Genomic DNA, 15,346 nt, shown 5'->3' on the forward strand with positions numbered 1-15,346 from the left:
GCGGAGAAGCTCCGCCGCGTCGTGTGACACCTGCCCGATCACGGGCGACACCCGTCGCCGTCAGACGGACCGAAACGGCCCGCCGCGACACCGCGACCGTTTTCGCAAGGAATTCGGTCACGTCCGCGGGCCGTTGCGGCGACCGGCGGGACCGGAGAGGGGTCCTCATCATTACAGACCGCTGTGCGGATTTGGCAAGGGTCAAGCGTGAATAGATGTCACGGGGCTGTCATGGCGCGCGAGGGCGGAGCCGCCGTCCCTGCGTGCGCGGTCCTGCGTCGTAGCGCATCCCCGGGGCCCGGTGCGTGCGCGCGCGATGCCGGGGCGGCGATCCGACCGGGAGGATCCTATTCCGCCGCCGCGATCCGCGGCGCCACCCCGGCGAGCGCGGCGGGCTTCGGGCCGCCGGTCGCCCAGTCGAGCAGCTCGACCGTGTGGACGATCGGGATGCCGGTGCCCTTCCCGATCTGCGTGGCGCAGCCGATGTTGCCGGTGGCGATCACGTCGGGGCGCACGCGCTCGATGTTGGCGACCTTGCGGGCGCGCAGCTTCGCAGCCAGCTCCGGCTGCAGGATGTTGTAGGTCCCCGCCGAGCCGCAGCAGATATGGCCCTCGGGCACGTCCTTCACGGTGAAGCCCGCCCGCTTGAGCAGCGTCTTCGGCTCCAGCCGGATGCCCTGGCCGTGCTGCATCGAGCAGGCGGAGTGGTAGGCCACCACGAGGTCGTTCTCGGCCACCGGAGCGAGGTCGAGCAACGCCAGATACTCGGTGACGTCCTTGGCCAAGGACGACACGCGCCGCGCCTTCTCGGCATAGGCGGGGTCGTCGCGGAACATGAAGCCGTAATCCTTGATGGTCGTGCCGCATCCGGACGCGGTGACCAAGATCGCGTCGAGGCCCTTGGCGATCTCGGCGTCCCAGGCGTCGATCGTCTGCTTGGCATGGGCGTGGGCGGAATCCTCCTTGCCCATGTGGTGGGTCAGCGCCCCGCAGCAGCCCTCGTTGGCGTGCACCACCTCGATCCCGTGCCGGTTGAGCAGCCGGATCGCCGCCGCGTTGAAGTCCGGCCGCAACACGCTCTGGGCGCAGCCGCGCAGCAGGGCGACGCGCTTGGTCGCCGGGCCGCCCGTCGGCGGGAACCGGCCCGGCCGGTTGGTCGGCTCGCGGGGCGGCATCCCGGCGGGCGCCAGGTCGAGCATGGCGGCGAGGCGGTTGCCGACCCGCGGCAGCCGCGCCACCAGCCCGCGGACCGGGCTTCCGAGCTTGGCGGCGGCGAGGGCGAGGCGGAACCGGTTCGGGTATGGCAGGACCTGGGCGAGCAGCGTCCGCAGGAACCGGTCGCCGGCCGGCCGCGCGTAGGTCTTCTCGATATGGGCCCGGGCATGGTCGACGAGGTGCATGTAGTGCACCCCGGACGGGCAGGTGGTCATGCACGACAGGCAGGAGAGGCAGCGGTCGATATGCTTGACCACCTCCTGCGAGGCCGGCTTGCCGCCCTCCAGCATGTCCTTGATCAGGTAGATGCGGCCGCGCGGCGAATCGAGCTCGTCGCCGAGCAGCAGGTAAGTCGGGCAGGTCGCCGTGCAGAAGCCGCAATGCACGCAGGTCCGCAGGATCTTCTCCGAGGCCGCCATGGCGGGATCGGCGAGCTGGGCGGGAGCAAAATTGGTCTGCACGGTCTCTTCCTGCCTGCTCTCCGCCCCCCTTGCGGGGCGGAGTTCCGGGATCGCGGATCCCGCGTGGGGGTGGCGCAGGAGGCACCGTTGCGCCCGGTCCTCAGCCACCCCGTTCCTGGCCCCTCCCCGCGGGGGAAGGGGATGAACCTCAAACCTGCGCGTACATCCGGCCGGGGTTGAGCACCCCGGCGGGATCGTGCGCCGCCTTGATGCCGGCGGTGAGCCGCATCAGCGGCTCGGCCAGCGGCTGGAACACCGGCACGGCGGCGCGCACGGCGTCGGGGGCGCGGACCAGCGTGGCGTGGCCGCCCTGGGTCTTCACGGCCCGGCGCACCGCATCGGCGCCGGCATCGCCCTCGGCACCGGTGGCGAGCCAGATCAGGCCGCCGCCCCAGTCGAAGAACCAACGCGCGGGGCGCTCCGCCGCCACCGCCGCCGCCAGGGCCGGCCCGTGGGTCGGCGCGGTGGAGATCCGCCAGAGGGCGGCCTCCCGCGGCTCGGCGAGCGGCGCGGCGTCCCGCACGAACCGCCAGAGGGCGGCGCCGGCCTCGCCGTCCACGATCTCGGGCTGGCCGTAGCGCTTGAGCAGGCGGCGCAGCTCGCCCGTGCGGTAGTCGATGGAGTCGGAAAAGCCTTCGAGGCGCATCAGGGTCCGCGCCTCCGGGGCGCCGATCCCCGCCGGCAGATGCGCGGCGCCGGTGAGTTCGAAGGGCGAGCCGAGGGCCTCCGAAAGGGCCGTCACCGCCCGGGCATCGTCCAGCCCGGAGAAGACGAGGGTCGCCACGCGCTCGCAGGCCGGCAGCACCTTGAAGGTGACCTCGGTGAGCAGGCCCAGCGTGCCGTGGGCGCCGGCCATCAGCTTCACGAGGTCGAGCCCGGTGACGTTCTTCATCACCCGCCCGCCCGACTTGATCGCCTCGCCCCGCCCGTTGACGAAGCGCACGCCGATCAGGCTGTCCCGGGCCGCCCCGGCATTGATGCGGCGCGGGCCGGCATTGTTGATCGCCGCCACCGCGCCGAGGGTCGGCGCGCCGGAGCTGCCGTAGAGGCCGCGCAGGTCCATCGGCTCGAAGGGCAGCATCTGGCCCCGGGAGGCGAGCAGCGCCTCGACCTCGGCCAGCGGCGTGCCCGCCCGGGCCGCCACCACCATCTCGGCGGGTTCGTAGAGCGTGACGCCGGTCAGCGCCTTCGCGGAGAGCGTCGCGCTGTCCTGCGCGGGCCGACCGAGCCCCGTGGCGGTGCCGCCGCCCGCGAGCCGCAGGCGCTCGCCGCGCCCGGCGGCCGCCCGCACGATCTCCCCGGCCTCCGCCTCGGTGCCGGGCTCGTACACGCCCATCGTTTCCGTCCCGGTCCTGTTTGTATCCATTCCAGGACGGGTGTCGCCGGATCCGGCGGCGGATTCAAGCGGAGGTGGAGTCGCGGGGTTTCAGCGGGCGGGTTTCCTGTGCGGGGCTGCCGCGAAGACGCCTGCCTGGGGCCTGGAACCCTGCTCCGCCGCCAGGGTCCGCGCGGGACGCAGACGCGCCAGGACCTGACGGCGCAGGCCGGCGATGTCGAAGATCCAGACCAGCGCCCCGTAGAGGGCCGTCCCGGCCGGGACCAGGACCGCCAGCGCGGTGGCGGGCGGCAGGTGCCGGAAGGGGGCGAGCGCGAGGCCCATCGCCGCGCAGGCGAGGGCCGCGACGCCGATCTCCCCCCAGGGCAGCACGATCCGCTCGGCGCCGGTGAGGGCGCGCCAGCCGAGCCACAATCCCGCGGCGGCGAGCCCGGCGGTCTGCGCCAGGGCGACGCCGATCCCGCCCATCCGGTCCGGCAGGATCAGAAGGCCGGCGCCGTTCACCGCGAGGCCGACCAGGGCGGCGGCGACCACCGGCAGGGTCCGGCGGCGGATCTGGAAGACCGGGTTGAGGGCGTAGAACATCATCGACAGGCAGAAGAGGCCCGGCATCAGCACGGTGCTGTAGGTCTCGAACGGCCCGCGATAGGCGTCCGGCACGACCAGTCCCTGGAGGGCCGGCAGCACCGCCCAGAAACCGACCGCGCAGGGTGCCAGCAGGGCGAACACCGTGCCGGCATTGGCGGCGACCTGCGCCTCGGCGGCGGCGCGGCCGCTCTGCTCCTCCGCCTGCACGGCGAGCTGGAACAGGAGCAGGTCGAGGGCGGTGCCGAGCGTCGTCATCGCGCGCGCGGTGACGTCGGCGGCCAGTGCGAAGTAGCCGGCCTCGGCGAAGCCGGCATGGCTGGCGATGGCGCCCCGGTTCACGAAGGCGAGGCACTGATAGGCGGTGTTGGCGGCGATGAGCGGCAGGCCGTAGCGGGCGAAGACCCTCCAGGTCGCCGACAGGCGCGGCCGTTCGAAGGGCGTGTGCGGGTCGCGCAGGGGGTGGCGCAGCAGGAGCACCGCGAGGAGCTGGCTGAGCCCCGCCGCCGCCAGCACCCAGGCCGGCTGGGGCAGCCACCACGCCGCCGCCGCCATCAGGGCGAAGGACAGGACGTTCTTCACCGCGACGAGGCCGAGATAGAGCTTGCCGTCGAACCGGGCCCGGGCGAGGGCCGCGTGGTAGTCGAACACGCCGATGCCGAGCGCCGCGAGGCCGGTTCCGCACAGGACCGCCTCGCGTCCGTCGGCGCCGCCGGCGAAGCCGAAGGCCCCGCACAGGGCGGCGGCGGCCAGAAGCAGCAGGCCGATGCGCAGATAGGCTCGGTCGAGCCCATGGCGGATCCACGGCTCGTCGACGCGCACCCGTCCCGAGTAGAACCGCGTCGCCGAGAGGCGCAGCCACTCGAACAGCACCGTGTTCAGCACGATGGCGCCGGTGGTCGCGAGGGCGAACCGGCCGAAATCGGCCGGCCCCAGCAGCTTGGCGATCAGCAGGCCGAGGACGAAGTTGAGCCCCGCATTGATGACGAAGGCGGCGATCACGGCCATGGACGGCGTCTCATGCGCGGCGGGGTCGCCCCGCCCGTTCCCGCGCTGTAGCGCGCGAGCCGTAAGACTCCCCTAACCGGGCGAGATCGGGGCGGAGACCCGCGGGGCCTCCGACACCGTCCGGTCAGGCGGCCCGGACGGTGTCGAGGAAGCGCGTGACTTCGGCCGTGAGCGTCGCGGATTGGCGCGACAGCGCGGACGCCGCCGCCAGCACCGCGTCGGCGGCCCGGCCGGTCTCCTCGGCGGCCCCGGCGACGCCCAGGATGGTGCTGGTCACCGCACCGGTGCCGACGGCCGCCTGCCCGACATTCCGGACGATCTCCCGGGTGGCCGATCCCTGCTCCTCCACCGCCGCGGCGATCGCGTTCGCCACGCCGCTGATCTCCTCGATCCGCCCCGTGATCGCGCCGATCGCCGTGACGGCCCGGCCGGTCACGCCCTGGATGCCGGCGATCTGGCCGGCGATCTCCTCGGTCGCCCGCGCGGTCTGCGCCGCCAGCGCCTTCACCTCGCTGGCGACGACCGCGAAGCCCCGGCCGGCCTCGCCGGCGCGGGCGGCCTCGATCGTCGCGTTGAGCGCCAGCAGATTGGTCTGGCCGGCGATCGCCGCGATCAGCCCGATCACGTCGCCGATCCGCGCGACCGCGCCGCTCAGGTCCCGGACCAGCGTGCCCGTCTGTCCCGCCTCCGAGACGGCCCCTTGGGCGAGCTTGGTCGATCCCTCGACCTGCCGGCCGATCTCCTCCACGGAGGCCCCGAGTTCCTCGGCCGCCGCCGCCACCGTGTTGACGTTGGCGGCAGCCTCCTCGGCGGCGGCCGCCACGGTGCTGGACTGGCTCGCGGTCTGGGTCGCGGTGGCCGTCATGGTCTGGGCCGTACCCTGCAGGGCGGTGGCCGAGTCCGAGACCTGAGCGATGATGCCGCCGACCGTCTGCTCGAAGCGCTCGGCCATCGCCCGCAGGTCGGACCGGCGCCGCGCCTCCGCCGCCAGCCGCGCCTCGGCGGCCTCGGCTTCGAGCTGGCGGCTGCGGATCAGGTTGTCCTTGAACACCTGGACGGCCCGCGCCATCGCGCCGATCTCGTTGCGGTAGGCGCGCGCCGGGACCGTGGCGGAGGCGTCCCCGTCCGCCAGCGCCTGCATCGTCGCCGTCAGCGCCCGGAGCGGGCGCAGCACGCCGCCGAACAGGGTCCACAGGCCGAGGGCCACCAGCAGGATCACCGCCAGCAGCGCCGCGACGCTGTGCACGACGTCGGTCCGGGCCGCGTCGGCGAGAGTCTCGGCGCGCGCCACCATCGCGTCGAGGGCCGCGTCGCAGAGGGCCACGAGGGAGCGCTGGTTCTCGGTGTTGCGGTCGCGCAGCTCCGCGAAGGTGTGGCGCGGGGGCGTGTGCGTGCTGAGCGCGTCGAAGACCGCCTGCGCGATGGCCTTGGTGTCGCCCTCGAAATTGTCGGCCTTCGCCCGCACGAACGCGGCCCGCACCGTCTCCGAGACGTCGGTCGCGGCCTCGGTCGCGGCCTCGGTCGTGCGCCGCCACGCGGACAGAAGTTCGGTCCGCTCCTCAGCCGCCGCGACGGTCTCGGGCAGGGACCACGACGTTCCGGCGATCAGGGAGGTCTGCACCCGCACCGCGACGTTGCCGCTGGCGACGCGCGTGTCCCAGGCCGCCTGTTTGAGGGCGAGATAGCGCTCCAGGACGGGATCGGACCGGGGAATGGCCGCGTCGACCGCCTTCAGCGTGGCCGTCAGGGCCTCGAGCAGATCCTGGAAGGCGGCCATCGCGGCGTCCCGCAGCGCCGGCTCACGACGGGCCTTCGGCAGCCTGAGGGCCGCGTCGATGCGGGGGCGCAGGGCCGCCATCGCCTCCTGGGCCGCGTTCAGGCGATCGAGCGTCGCGCTGACCGTCGGCTCGGCCAGATCGCTCAGGCTGCGCTGAGCCTGGCGGTAATTCTCGATCAGCGCCTGCCGGCTGCCCGCGATGGTCGACAGGGTCTTCGCGTCCGCGGGCGCCTCACCCCCGAGGGCGAGGGTCGATCCGCGCTCCAGCCGCAGCGGCAGGATGGTCCGGAGGAGTCCCTGGCTCGCCTGCGTTAAGGTCACCGCCCTGACCGCACCCATCGCCTGCGCCCGCTCGTCGACGAGGGTCCTGACGGCATTGACCAGCGCCATGCAGGCCATGATGACGATCACCAGGGACAACAACGTCCGGATCGAGAAGCGCCCCAGCCAGCGAGTCATGGGTAAAGTCTCAAGGTCTGCGATGCTTTGTCTTAAAACGTTAGGTTTCTTCAGGCAATCGTCTGATGATGTGTTGTATACTTGCGATTTTATAATGATATTTTCATTCAGATTTTATAATAGAACGCGAATTTGATTGAGAGGCGAGTCAATTTACGGGGGTTGTGCCGAATTTATGAGCGCTGAAATCAGCGTGGCCTGGGCGGCGCGGCGGGGCTGCTCCCCGCGGTGGAACGGCGCGAGGCGGATCTGGCGCCCTGCGGTCGCATCCGCGAACGGCCCGAGGCCGAGCGCGGCCGGCCTGCCGGCGCCCTGCAGGAGCGTGCGGCGAAGCAGTCTCGGGCGGCGCTCGCCTGCTCGGCGTCCTGCTCGGTGTCCTGCCCGTCGGGCCGCCGCGTCCCCTCGTGATGACGAACAGGGCCGCGGGAGGGGACGGCTTCGATCGCATCCGGATGTCAACGTGATGGCTGCCGGCCCGCAGGCGGCCCGCGTATCGGCGGCAGCCCTGCGCGACGCCTACAGCCCGCGCTCGTAGCGCCAGGCTTCCATCCCGTCCTCGTAATAGTCCGGCCGCACGGCGAAGCGGGTATAGCCCCGGCGCTCGTAGAGGCGGATGCCGGCGCCGTTGTCGGCGCGCACCTCCAGCCGGAGCCGGTCGCAGCCCTGGCTGCGGGCCTGCGCCTCCGCCGCGTCGAGGAGTCGGCCGCCGAGGCCGAGGCCGCCGCGATTCGGCGCCACCGCGATCGACGCCAGCCGGGCGATCCGGCTGCTGCGCCGCCGCTCCAGCACCGCGGCGCCGACGAGGACCGGCGTCGGGTCCGCATCCGGCGCGTCGATCAGCGCCGCCAGCACGTCCATGGTGGGCGACAGGATCGCGTGGCGGATCGCCCGGCGCTCCGCCCGGTCTGTGGCGAAGGCGGCGTGCTCCAGGGCGACCAGGGCGTCGAGATCGGCGAGCGTGGCGGTCCGGATCGTCGGCTCGGGGAGCCCGTCGCCGACCGGGTTGCGCAGGGGGGCGCTCACGCCCGCGCCGTCGCGGTGGATCTGGTCGGCCCGGCCATCGCTTGCTTACCTGCGTGTTCTGCCCGCTCCGGTCAGATGCCCGCTTCCGCCCCGCTTGGGAAGCCCGCACGGCGCCTTCGGCCCGGTCGGGCTGCGTCGTTTTTGCAACGGGCCGCACGGGGTGTGGATTCCGGGCGGAAAAGCGGGCGGTCCGGGGCATCTTCCCCTTGCCGGGCCGGGCCTGTCTCCGTATATGCGCCGTGCCCAATTTCGCACGTGCCTGTGGCCGCGTGTCGGTTGGTGGGCATCCGGTCAACTGCCGGACAGCCGCCAGGGGTCTTAAAGGATCGATGGTCGCAAGGGTGGATCCCTACGGCCGGCATCCAGGTGGCAACACCGGACCCCGACAACAACCGGCAGCCGGAGGCGAAACCGGCGAACCCCGCTCTCCACGGGGGACGCAGCTTAAAGCAACGACGAACGGGCTTTTTTGGTCTCGTCGGCCCTCCACAGGCCGGCACCGAAGAGGCTTGTTTCTCTTTGCCCGGCGTGCGGTGGGGGTCATCCCTTCCAATCCACGGCAGCTTCCGGGTGCTCTGCGCCCGCACTGACGCACGCGTCTCCAAAGCGCGTGGGTCCGCGCGACGCATCGCCCCCTGACGCCGACGGCCAGTCCTGGCCGTCATCTTCGACAGCGCGCCCCGCGTAGGGCGCTCGCGAACCCGTGCCGGGAGACGACTATGACCGACCGCATCCGTGACTTCCTGCGCGTGCGCCGCGACCTCGGTCAGGACGAGGGCCCCGTGATGGTCCTCGATCTCGACGTCGTGCGTGACAACTACACCGCCTTCGCGCGCTCCCTGCCGGACACCCGCGTGTTCTACGCCGTGAAGGCGAATCCGGCCCCCGAGGTGCTGCGCCTGCTCGCCGAGATGGGCTCCTGCTTCGACACCGCCTCCGTCGCCGAGATGGAGATGGTGCTGGCCGCCGGCGCCACCGCCGACCGGATCTCCTTCGGCAACACGATCAAGAAGGAGCGCTGCATCGGCCGCGCCCTGAAGCTCGGCATCCGCCTGTTCGCGGTCGACTGCCAGGCCGAGGTCGAGAAGATCGCCCGGGCCGCCGTGGCCACGGACGTGCCGACCGGCGAGATCCGGGTGTTCTGCCGCATCCTGTGCGACGGCGCGGGCGCCGACTGGCCGCTCTCGCGCAAGTTCGGCTGCGTGCCCGAGATGGCCGCGGACGTGCTGGAGCACGCCCATCGCCAGGGGCTGGAGGCCTACGGCATCTCGTTCCATGTCGGCTCGCAGCAGGGCAACACCGAGGCCTGGGACGGGGCGCTCGGCTCCGCGGCGGCGATCTTCCGCGAGTGCGCGGAGCGCGGGATCGGCCTGTCGATGGTCAATCTCGGCGGCGGCTTCCCGACCAAGTACCTCAAGGCGGTGCCGGGCGTGGAGAGCTACGGCGAGGCGATCTTCCGGGGCCTGACCAAGCATTTCGGCAACCAGATCCCCGAGACGATCATCGAGCCGGGCCGCGGCATGGTCGGCAATGCCGGCCTGATCGAGGCCGAGGTCGTGCTCGTGTCGAAGAAGTCCGCGGACGCCGACGAGGTCCGGTGGGTCTACCTCGACATCGGCAAGTTCGGCGGGCTGGCCGAGACCATGGACGAGGCGATCCGCTACCCGATCCGCACCGCCCGGGACGGCGACGCGACCGAGCCCTGCGTCATCGCCGGGCCGACCTGCGACTCGGTGGACGTGCTCTACGAGCGGCAGCTCTATCCGCTGCCGGTCTCGCTCTCGATCGGCGACAAGGTGCTGATCGAGGGTGCGGGCGCCTACACCACCACCTACGCGGCGGTGGCCTTCAACGGCTTCCCGCCCCTTCAGCAGATCGTCATCTGACCTGCTGCAGAACCCCCCGGCAGCGTGTCGCTGCCGGGGGCGATCTCCCGCTGTCGCATCGACGGATCGCCTTCGGCCGTCCGTCGGAACCCACCGCTTCTCCCGCTTGCCGGCCCGGGGAGGGCACAGCCATGATCGAGATCCGCGCGGAGCATGTCCACGACGTCCCGGCGCGCGAGCGCCTGCTCGACGCGTGCTTTCCCGGCAACCGCCATGCCAAGACCTCGGAGCGCCTGCGCGAAGGCCGTCGGCCGGCCCGCGGCCTCGCCTTCGCGGCGATTCGGGGCGGCCGCCTCGTCGGCACCCTGCGGCTGTGGCACGTCGAGGCCGGGCTCGCCCGCCCGGCACTGCTGCTCGGCCCGCTCGCCGTCGATCCGGCGATCCAGGGGCAGGGGCTCGGCTCGGTGATGATGCAGGCGGCCCTCGGCCGGGCGGAGGCCCTCGGCCACGGCGCCGTGCTGCTGGTCGGCGACGCGCCCTACTACGCCCGCTTCGGCTTCGACCGGGCGCTCGCGGAGGGCCTGACCCTGCCGGGGCCGTTCGAGCGCGAGCGCTTCCTCGGTCTCGAGCTGCGCGCGGGCGCTCTGGCGGGCGTCGAGGGGATGGTCCGGGCGACCGGCGTGCAGTCGCCGGTGGGCGCGGTGGCCAACGAGGCGGGGGTGGCGCGACGACGCGCCGCCTGAACGGGGACGCCACGCGCCGCAGGGGTGAGATCGGCTTTCCCCAACGCGATTTCATCCCAGGGTGCCCACGTGAGCGGGCCTCGAAGGAGCCCTCGAGCCAGCCGCGCGAGCCCTGGAGGCCTCCTGCGCGGCCTCCCTGCGCTGCGGCACCTCGGGTTGCGGAGAGGGTCGGAGGGGCGTCCCTTCCGGATGGTGCAACCCGGTCATGCCCGCGACGGCGGCCGCGTCCACCCGCTTGGCCGGTCTCGTGCATTGCGCCCGGCGCCCGCGATCCCGCATAGACGGTCCGCCGGCCTCCCGGAGAAGGTTGCTCGACCGATGCAGATCGCCACGCCCTACCTGATGTTCCTGGGCGACGTGCCCGATACGCTGGCGGCCAAGACCGCCTACGGCATCAAGGACTGGCGCCCCGAATGGTGCGTCGGCCAGATGCGCCTGCCGGGCTGCGCCGCCGATCTCGGTATCCCCGACATGACCCTGCCGGAGGCCCTGGCGAAGGGCTGCCGGACCCTTGTGATCGGCGTCGTCAATGCCGGCGGCGTGCTGCCGGATCACTGGGTCAAGGAGATCGTCGCGGCGATCGAGGCCGGGCTCGACGTGGCGAGCGGCCTGCACGTCAAGCTCGGTACGATTCCGGCCATCGCGGAGGCCGCCGCGCGGCGTAACCGCCAGCTCCACGACGTCCGCCACACCGACGAGCGCTTCCCCACCGGCAAGGGCACCAAGCGGTCGGGCCGGCGCCTGCTCACCGTCGGCACCGACTGCTCCGTCGGCAAGAAGTACACCGTGCTCGCCCTGGAGCGCGGCATGCGCGAGCGCGGCCTCGACGCCGATTTCTGCGCCACCGGCCAGACCGGCGTGTTCATCTCCGGCCGGGGCGTCGCCATCGACGCCGTGGTGGCCGACTTCATCTCCGGCGCCGTCGAGACGATCTCGCCGGAGGCGGCCTCCAACCATTGGGACCTGATCGAGGGCCAGGGCTCGCTCTACCACCCGTCCTTCGCGGGGGTGAGCCTCGGCCTGCTGCACGGCGCCCAGGCCGACGCCTTCGTGGTCTGCCACGAGCCGACCCGCACCACGATGCGCGGCGTGAAGCACCCGCTCCCCACCATCCGCCAGGTGATCGACCTGACCGTCCAGCTCGGCAGCCTGACCAACCCGGCGATCAGGCCGGTGGGCATCGCGGTCAACACCCAGGCGCTTGCCGAGGGCGAGGCGCGGGCGCTCCTCGAGACGCTCGCGTCCGAGCACGACCTGCCCGCCACCGACCCGGTGCGCTTCGGCGTCGACGGGCTGGTCGACCGGATCGTCGCCGAGTTCCCGGAGATCTGACATGGCCCGTCGCCTGAGCCTCGCCGTCGAGCGCTTCCCGATCGCCGGCGCCTTCACGATCTCCCGCGGCAGCCGCACCGAGATCGCCGTCGTGGTGGCGACGCTCACGGACGGCGACACGGTCGGGCGCGGCGAGTGCGTGCCCTATCCGCGCTACGGCGAGAGCGTCGAGAGCGTCAGCGCGCTGATCGAAGGGCAGGCGGAGGCGATCGCGGCCGGGATCGGGCGCGATGCGCTGATGACCCGCATGGAAGCGGGGGCGGCGCGCAACGCCCTGGACTGCGCGCTGTTCGACCTCGAGGCGAAGCTCCAGGGCCGCCCCGCCTGGGCGATCGCCGGTCTGCCGGCGCCGCAGCCGGTCATCACCGCCTACACGCTGAGCCTCGGCACGCCGGAGAGCATGGAAGAGGCCGCCCGCAAGGCGGCCCACCGGCCCCTGCTCAAGGTCAAGCTCGGCGGGGTAGGGGATCCGGAGCGCATCGCCGCCGTCCGGGCCGGCGCGCCCGATTCCCGGCTGATCGTCGACGCCAACGAGGCGTGGCGGCCCGAGACCATCGAGGCCAACCTCGCCGCCTGCCTGAAGGCCGGCGTCGCGCTGATCGAGCAGCCGCTGCCGGCCGACGCCGATGCCCTGCTCGCCGAGATCGCGCATCCGGTGCCGGTCTGCGCCGACGAGAGCCTGCACGACCGCGCCGGCCTCGACGCGCTCGCCGGGCGCTACGACGCGATCAACATCAAGCTCGACAAGACCGGCGGCCTGACCGAGGCGGTGCTGCTCGCCCGCGAGGCGAAGGGGAGGGGGCTCGCGATCATGGTCGGCTGCATGCTCGGCACCTCGCTGGGCATGGCGCCGGCGGCGCTCCTCGCCGAGGGCGCCGAGTTCGTCGATCTCGACGGGCCGCTGCTGCTCGCTTGCGACCGCGACCCGCCGCTCCGCTACGAAGGCAGCCTGATGCACCCGCCCACGCCGGAGCTGTGGGGATAGGATTCGCCTCGCCTGTCACCGGCGGGGCGTCACAATGGGTTTGGGATTAGGTATACCAGAAGGCTTGCGTTCCGCCCGCCCGGCTGCCATCCATCGGCGGTGCGATGGGGCCGTGGCGTGGACGCGCTGTTCCCCGCAGCCAGACAACACAACAGCAGTCTTCAATGCTGGGGAGGAACGACGTGGCCAGAAACATCCTGATCCTGGGGGCCTCCTACGGCTCGCTCCTGGGGACCAAGCTCCTGATGGCCGGTCACAACGTGACCCTGGTCTGCCGCAGGAAGACCGCCGACCTGATCAACCGCGAGGGCACCGAGGTCCGGATCAAGCTCCGCGACGAGAAGGAGCACCGCGCGATCCACTCGCGCGACCTGCCCGGCAAGGTCGACGCCATGCCGCCGGAAGACGTCGACGTGTCGCGCTACGACCTCGTCGGCCTCGCCATGCAGGAGCCGCAGTACAACAACCACACGATCCGCGTCCTGATGATCAAGATCGCGGCGGCGAAGCTGCCGTGCCTGTCGATCATGAACATGCCGCCGCTGCCCTACCTCAAGCGGATCCCGGCGCTCGCCGCCATGGATCTTGAGGATGCCTACACCAATGCCGGCGTCTGGGACCGGTTCGAGCCGGGGCTGGTGTCGCTCTGCTCCCCCGACCCGCAGGCCTTCCGGCCGCCGGAGGAGGAGGCCAACGTCCTCCATGTCGGCCTGCCGACCAACTTCAAGGCCGCGACCTTCGCCGACGAGGCGCACAACACGCTTCTCCGCGAGCTGGAGGCCGACATCGACGCCGTGCGCCTCGACGGGCACGACGTGCCGGTGAAGCTGAAGGTGTTCGACTCGCTGTTCGTGCCGCTGGCCAAGTGGTCGATGCTGCTCACCGGCAATTACCGGTGCATCACCCCGGGCGCGCCGCAATCGATCCACGACGCCGTCCACGGCGACCTCGCGCGCTCGCGGGCGATCTACGACCATGTCGACGGGATCGCCCGGAAGCTCGGCGCCGATCCGGCCGATCAGGTGCCGTTCGAGAAATACGCCAAGGCGGCCGAGAGCCTGCTGAAGCCGTCCTCGGCGGCGCGCGCGGTGGCCAACGGTGCGCCCTACATCGAGCGCGTCGACCTGCTGGTGAAGCTGATCTCGCACCAGCTCGGTGATCCGAACGCCGAGATCGACCGCACCGTCGAGACCGTCGACCGCAAGCTCGACGAGCGCATCATCGAGGGCTGACGGGCGCCGTCGCTTCGCTCCGCCCCGGTATCACGGGCGCAGCGAAGCGATTCAGGTCGCGCGACATCGGCGGCCGTGGCGTCGCTGGATTGCTTCGCTGCGTTCGCAACGACGGCGAGCGGGCGCTGGAGCCGCTCCCCCGGAGCGCCTCGCGTCACGGGACACGGCGTTCTGGCCTTCGGTCATTCCGGCCCTCCCCTCATCCTGAGGGGCCGGAGCGCAGCGGAGGCCTCGAAGGAGGGTTACAGCCAGCCGCGCGATCCCCGGAGGGCTCTTTCGAGGCCGCTGCGCAGCACCTCAGGATGCGGGCGATGTGTGGGAGGGCCCTCCGTCAGGCGCAGCCCGACCGGGCGCGGCCCTCCATCACTCCGCCAAGTCCAGGAAATGCCGCCCCTGGCGGTCGTCGATCTCGATGATCCAGAGATCGGAATCGAACCGGATCTCCTTTGTCAGGCGCTCCTCCACGTCGAGCGGGCTGCCGCCGGTGACGATCCCGGCGAAACGGCGGTCGCCGCTCTCCTCGGCCTCGAACAGGGCCTGCGGCGCCGGTCCGTAGAGGTCGGCGCTGCCGTCGAGCCGGTCGACCTTCACGAAGATCGCACCCGCCTCCGCGGACCCGCGCCGCCGCAGCACGGCCGGGATGCCGGCGACATCCAGACGCCGCAGATGGGCCGAAACCCAGAAATCGGAGCGCAGGCGCATGCGTCTGTAGCCCTGTGAGGATCCGTTCGCCGCAGGGCCTGTGTCCCGGCGGATCAGCCGGATCCGGAACCCTGCGAGCGCCGGGTGGCGCGTCCTCCGCCATGCGCGAAAGCGCCGGTCCGGGCAACCGCCGGTGCACGGCCCGGCATCTCCATAACGGTTCAGGCGGCGGAATATTCCTTCAGAAAATCGAGTATTTATCGGGATTAAAATAGAATTTATCGATGTGCGACAACGCACATCTATAGTATTGTTTGCTGATTATCTGAGCAAAGGGCGCCCGAATTTGCATCTCACGATGATTTAAGGAGCACTCCGATGTGGAGAATGACCTCGCTTGCGGCGCTGATCGTCGCCGGCCTGTGCGGTGTTGTGCCGTCGGCCCACGCCCGTCCGGAGACGCTCATGGATTTACTGGGCAACCGCGATTCCGCATCCTGCCCGCGCTACCAGCGGACGCCGCAGGATCGCTGCAACATCGTCGTGCATCGACCCGGGGGTAATCCCACGCAGGACATGACCGGATCGATCGGACACGCGAAGTCCTGGCAGGCCAATGGCGGTCCACGCTGCAAGACGATCTGCCGGTTCACCGGCACGCAATACTGAGGGCCCGCCTCCGCGCTCTCACGCCGATCGGCACCCGCGCCGCAAGCGCGGCG

12 protein-coding genes are annotated in these 15,346 nt (G+C 71.7%); 6 read left to right on the forward strand and 6 right to left on the reverse strand.

Annotated elements, in window-relative coordinates; all coding sequences use genetic code 11:
• Positions 1-347 precede the first annotated feature (347 nt).
• The 5 genes from glcF to BM396_RS09245 form a co-directional block, all read right to left on the reverse strand.
• Positions 348-1,676, reverse strand: coding sequence for a glycolate oxidase subunit GlcF (gene glcF / locus BM396_RS09225; protein ID WP_043379110.1), 1,329 nt, complete (start codon positions 1,674-1,676; stop codon positions 348-350).
• A gap of 148 nt (positions 1,677-1,824) precedes the next feature.
• On the reverse strand, positions 1,825-3,012 hold the full coding sequence (locus tag BM396_RS09230; protein ID WP_043379112.1) for an FAD-binding protein: 1,188 nt from the start codon (positions 3,010-3,012) through the stop codon (positions 1,825-1,827).
• 90 nt (positions 3,013-3,102) lie between these two features.
• A complete protein-coding gene (locus BM396_RS09235; protein ID WP_051975925.1) occupies positions 3,103-4,605 on the reverse strand; it encodes a lipopolysaccharide biosynthesis protein in 1,503 nt (500 codons plus the stop codon).
• Positions 4,606-4,729: 124 nt separating this feature from the next.
• Complete coding sequence (locus BM396_RS09240) at positions 4,730-6,841, reverse strand: methyl-accepting chemotaxis protein (protein WP_043379115.1); 2,112 nt, start codon at positions 6,839-6,841, stop codon at positions 4,730-4,732.
• Positions 6,842-7,357: 516 nt separating this feature from the next.
• Positions 7,358-7,864 (reverse strand): GNAT family N-acetyltransferase, encoded by a 507-nt coding sequence (locus BM396_RS09245; RefSeq protein WP_043355384.1) that lies wholly within the window; start codon positions 7,862-7,864, stop codon positions 7,358-7,360.
• Between the two features lie 719 nt (positions 7,865-8,583).
• Here BM396_RS09245 and BM396_RS09250 point away from each other — a divergent pair.
• From BM396_RS09250 to BM396_RS09270, 5 genes are all read left to right on the forward strand, one after another.
• The gene (locus tag BM396_RS09250; protein ID WP_043355385.1) at positions 8,584-9,750 is read left to right on the forward strand and encodes a type III PLP-dependent enzyme; all 1,167 of its coding nucleotides are present in this window, start codon (positions 8,584-8,586) and stop codon (positions 9,748-9,750) included.
• Positions 9,751-9,881: 131 nt separating this feature from the next.
• Complete coding sequence (locus tag BM396_RS09255) at positions 9,882-10,433, forward strand: GNAT family N-acetyltransferase (RefSeq protein ID WP_043379117.1); 552 nt, start codon at positions 9,882-9,884, stop codon at positions 10,431-10,433.
• 318 nt (positions 10,434-10,751) lie between these two features.
• Positions 10,752-11,765 carry an N-acetyltransferase DgcN gene (dgcN, locus tag BM396_RS09260; protein WP_043355388.1) on the forward strand — a complete coding sequence of 338 codons (1,014 nt, stop codon included), beginning with the start codon at positions 10,752-10,754 and terminating at the stop codon, positions 11,763-11,765.
• 1 nt (position 11,766) lies between these two features.
• Positions 11,767-12,750, forward strand: a complete 984-nt coding sequence (gene dgcA / locus BM396_RS09265) for an N-acetyl-D-Glu racemase DgcA (protein ID WP_043379120.1) — start codon at positions 11,767-11,769, stop codon at positions 12,748-12,750.
• Between the two features lie 182 nt (positions 12,751-12,932).
• Positions 12,933-13,982, forward strand: coding sequence for a ketopantoate reductase family protein (locus BM396_RS09270; RefSeq protein WP_043355391.1), 1,050 nt, complete (start codon positions 12,933-12,935; stop codon positions 13,980-13,982).
• Between the two features lie 363 nt (positions 13,983-14,345).
• Here BM396_RS09270 and BM396_RS09280 read toward each other — a convergent pair whose 3' ends face one another.
• Complete coding sequence (locus tag BM396_RS09280; protein WP_043355392.1) at positions 14,346-14,684, reverse strand: DUF1491 family protein; 339 nt, start codon at positions 14,682-14,684, stop codon at positions 14,346-14,348.
• A 318-nt stretch (positions 14,685-15,002) separates the two neighbouring features.
• Here BM396_RS09280 and BM396_RS09285 point away from each other — a divergent pair, with 318 nt between their 5' ends.
• Entirely contained in the window at positions 15,003-15,293 is a 291-nt protein-coding gene (locus BM396_RS09285; RefSeq protein ID WP_043355394.1) for a hypothetical protein, read from the forward strand.
• Positions 15,294-15,346: the final 53 nt, after the last annotated feature.

It is taken from the genome of Methylobacterium sp. UNCCL125 (assembly GCF_900116795.1).
GTDB lineage: Bacteria > Pseudomonadota > Alphaproteobacteria > Rhizobiales > Beijerinckiaceae > Methylobacterium > Methylobacterium fujisawaense.

Excerpts from the sequence above, each read along its gene's own strand:
- BM396_RS09235 (WP_051975925.1), bottom strand. The coding sequence starts at position 4,605 with ATGGCCGTGATCGCCGCCTTCGTCATCAATGCGGGGCTCAACTTCGTC.
- BM396_RS09240 (WP_043379115.1), bottom strand. The coding sequence starts at position 6,841 with ATGACTCGCTGGCTGGGGCGCTTCTCGATCCGGACGTTGTTGTCCCTG.
- dgcN (WP_043355388.1), top strand. The coding sequence starts at position 10,752 with ATGCAGATCGCCACGCCCTACCTGATGTTCCTGGGCGACGTGCCCGAT.
- BM396_RS09255 (WP_043379117.1), top strand. The coding sequence starts at position 9,882 with ATGATCGAGATCCGCGCGGAGCATGTCCACGACGTCCCGGCGCGCGAG.
- BM396_RS09280 (WP_043355392.1), bottom strand. The coding sequence starts at position 14,684 with ATGCGCCTGCGCTCCGATTTCTGGGTTTCGGCCCATCTGCGGCGTCTG.
- BM396_RS09250 (WP_043355385.1), top strand. The coding sequence starts at position 8,584 with ATGACCGACCGCATCCGTGACTTCCTGCGCGTGCGCCGCGACCTCGGT.
- BM396_RS09285 (WP_043355394.1), top strand. The coding sequence starts at position 15,003 with ATGTGGAGAATGACCTCGCTTGCGGCGCTGATCGTCGCCGGCCTGTGC.
- BM396_RS09230 (WP_043379112.1), bottom strand. The coding sequence starts at position 3,012 with ATGGGCGTGTACGAGCCCGGCACCGAGGCGGAGGCCGGGGAGATCGTG.
- dgcA (WP_043379120.1), top strand. The coding sequence starts at position 11,767 with ATGGCCCGTCGCCTGAGCCTCGCCGTCGAGCGCTTCCCGATCGCCGGC.